The sequence below is a fragment of the Rhodopseudomonas sp. genome, from assembly GCF_036404135.1.
In the GTDB taxonomy this organism is placed as follows: Bacteria; Pseudomonadota; Alphaproteobacteria; order Rhizobiales; family Xanthobacteraceae; genus Rhodopseudomonas_A.
Genome location: NZ_DASWPE010000191.1, coordinates 1 through 2,957, shown reverse-complemented (window position 1 = coordinate 2,957; position 2,957 = coordinate 1). Strand labels below are relative to the sequence as shown.

Annotated in this window: 3 protein-coding genes; 1 reads left to right on the top strand and 2 read right to left on the bottom strand. The window is 65.1% G+C overall.

Features of this window, described 5'->3' with window-relative positions; translation table 11 throughout:
- Both metK and VGC77_RS21110 read right to left on the bottom strand, forming a co-directional pair.
- On the bottom strand, positions 1 to 1,197 hold the full coding sequence (metK, locus tag VGC77_RS21115) for a methionine adenosyltransferase (RefSeq protein WP_331173522.1): 1,197 nt from the start codon (positions 1,195 to 1,197) through the stop codon (positions 1 to 3).
- A gap of 58 nt (positions 1,198 to 1,255) precedes the next feature.
- A complete protein-coding gene (locus VGC77_RS21110) occupies positions 1,256 to 2,611 on the bottom strand; it encodes a hypothetical protein (RefSeq protein WP_331173521.1) in 1,356 nt (451 codons plus the stop codon).
- A 226-nt stretch (positions 2,612 to 2,837) separates the two neighbouring features.
- Here VGC77_RS21110 and VGC77_RS21105 point away from each other — a divergent pair.
- Positions 2,838 to 2,957, top strand: a 120-nt coding sequence (locus tag VGC77_RS21105; RefSeq protein WP_331173523.1) for an NAD-binding protein, incomplete at its 3' end; no start/stop codon positions are given.

Below are 2,957 nucleotides of genomic sequence, written 5' to 3'. Positions count from 1 at the left end.
TTAGATGGCGCGCTTCAGCGCCTCGGCCAGATCGGTCTTTTCCCAGGAGAAGCCGCCTTCGGCGTCCGGGGTGCGGCCGAAATGGCCGTAGGACGAGGTCCGCGCATAGATCGGCTTGTTGAGGTCGAGATGCTTGCGGATGCCGCGCGGGGTGAGGTCCATGGCTTCCGCGGCGGCCTTCTCCAGCTCGGCCTCGGAAACTTTGCCGGTGCCGTGGGTGTCGATGTAGATCGACAGCGGCTTGGCGACGCCGATGGCGTAGGACAATTGCAGGGTGCAGCGGTCGGCGAGGCCGGCCGCGACGATGTTCTTGGCGAGGTAGCGCGCGGCGTAAGCGGCCGAGCGGTCGACCTTGGTCGGGTCCTTGCCGGAGAACGCGCCGCCGCCATGCGGCGCCGCGCCGCCGTAAGTGTCGACGATGATCTTGCGGCCGGTCAGGCCGGCGTCGCCGTCCGGGCCGCCGATGAAGAACTTGCCGGTCGGGTTGACGTGCCACACCGTCTTGTCGGTGATCCAGCCCTCCGGCAGCGCGTTGCGCACATAGGGCTCGACGCAGTCGCGCACCTGCTTGGACGACATGTCCTCGACCAGATGCTGATGCGACACCACGATCTGGGTGACGCCGACCGGCTTGCCGTTTTCGTATTGCACGGTGACCTGGCTCTTGGAGTCCGGGCCGAGCACCTTCTCCTTGCCGGAGTGGCGGGCTTCGGAAATCGAGCGCAGGATCTTGTGGGCGTAGAAGATCGGCGCCGGCATCAGGTCGACGGTCTCGTTGGTGGCGTAGCCGAACATGATGCCCTGGTCGCCGGCGCCCTCTTCCTGATTGGTGCCGGGCTGCAGCGCGTCGACGCCCTGCGCGATGTCGGCCGACTGCGGATGCAGCAGGATCTCGATGTCGGCGGTCTTCCAGTGGAAGCCGTCCTGCTCGTAGCCGATGTCCTTGATGGCGTCGCGCACCACCTGCTCGATGTGTTCATTGGTCACCGAGGCCGGTCCCCGGGTCTCGCCGGCGATCACCACCTTGTTAGTGGTCGCCAGCGTCTCGCAGGCGGCGCGAATCGCCCAGGGATCGATGCCGGCCTTCGGGCCTTCGCGGAAAAACAGATCGACGATCTCGTCGGAGATCCGATCGCAAACCTTGTCGGGATGACCTTCCGAAACCGATTCACTCGTGAACAGATAAGACGCGCGCATCAAACCAACCCCTTTCCGCCGGCACCCGGCGGCCCTTTCCTGATCATGTCCTTGGAAGTCAATCGCGGCGGCGCGAGATGACATAGGATTCGTCGTAGAACCAGAGCCCGCTATGCTTGCGCAAAACCTCTCTGGTGGCATTGAGATAGTGGCCGCCCTCAGTCATTTCCGTTAATCGATCGTCCTCGATTTGAGCCACATAGACGGCTGCGTTCCAGGCCGCAAAAGCCGTGGATGTCCCGATCGATCCGGTGACCTCGTTCGGCAGCGCCTCCATATCATATCTGAAGATCGAACGACTATCGGCATAAGCATTAAAGTTGAGGTCGCGCCCCGCCGACCCCAGCTCGTATTTCACCGCGCGCAATAGCTCATGGCGGCTCACCGCAAAAGGATTTTCTCCGGGCCACACCGCCCGGACGATTTCCAGCCCCGGATCCTGGCCGTGCGAGTGAATCCCGATCAGCCGGCCGCCGGGGCGCAGCGCGCGGGCCAGCGGCGCGATGATCCGCTTAGCCCGAAAGTTTACACTGGATTTTGCCCGGTAGGGCTGCGAGGCGATCACCAGGTCGAAATTGGCCTCGCTGCGGCCCGCCCGGGGAATCAGCGAATCCAGCAAAAACCGATGATCTTCCCGATAGATGACGATGGCGACCGGGCGCTCATAGATCGGCATGCCGGAGCGCTTGCTGATGCTGGCGCGCCAGTTCTCTTCCAGGAACGGCGCCAGTTCCGCGATCTGGGTCTCGAAATCCCCGGAGGCGGCGCCGCGCAACGCCACCTCGTGCCAGATCATTCCGGCGGCGGCGGACGGCGACGCCGGGGTCAGCCAGGGCGCCTCGGCATAATACATATTGGTGAGAACGAACACCGTGGCCGGGTGCTCGAACAGCCGGTCCGGAACTTTGTCCAGCGTCAACCGGACGTCCTCCAGGCTGAGTTCCTTGCCAGCGATGTAGAACGGCATGTGCGGGAACCGGCCATGCATGGCACGCAAGACGCGCGCCAGCACGGTGCCGTCGCCCACCCCGGCGTCGAACACCCGAATCGCCGGTGGGCGGGGGTGGATGCTGCCGAGCTCCAGCGCCACCCGCTCGGCGATCACCCGCTTTTCGCTGCAGGTGTGCACGAACAGCAGGTATTTCTGGCGGTTCTCGAAGAACCGGAAATTGCCCTGCGGATCGCGCCGTTCCGGCGGCACCACCAGCCCGCGCGGCGGCGGCGCGGCGCCGTCGGTGCCGGCGGCGATGAAGGCGCGGATGCGGTCCAGCGTGTCGACGGTGATGCGCTTGCCCTCGCGCAGCCGATGCACCAGCTTGCCGTCATTGACCGCGCGGCGGCCAAAGGTGCTCTCCGCCACGCCGGCGCGGCGGCAATAGTCGGAAATCTCGCCGAGCAGCTGGTCGTTCTTCATGGGGCAAGGCCGGTGGGCAGAACGGTGACGGTGCTGGGTCGTAACACAGCCTGCCCACCGTGGAAACGCCACGCCGCGCGGAATCCGCGCTGCCATGCAGGCGTCGTATCGCTGCGCTAGGAAACCCTGATCCGGCGCAAGCCCGGCTTTGGCAGCCGTGCGGGGGTCTGCTAAGACGCGGCACCGCAGCGGCCCGCCCGGGCCATCACCAGCGACAGGTTATTCCATGAAAATTGCGATGATCGGCACCGGCTATGTGGGGCTGGTGTCCGGCGCCTGCTTTGCGGATTTCGGCCATCAGGTTACCTGCGTCGACAAGGACGAAGCCAAGATCGACGGGCTGCGG

Bases quoted from the DNA above. Each gene is read 5' to 3' on its own strand.
- metK (WP_331173522.1), bottom strand. From the start codon at position 1,197: ATGCGCGCGTCTTATCTGTTCACGAGTGAATCGGTTTCGGAAGGTCAT.
- VGC77_RS21110 (WP_331173521.1), bottom strand. From the start codon at position 2,611: ATGAAGAACGACCAGCTGCTCGGCGAGATTTCCGACTATTGCCGCCGC.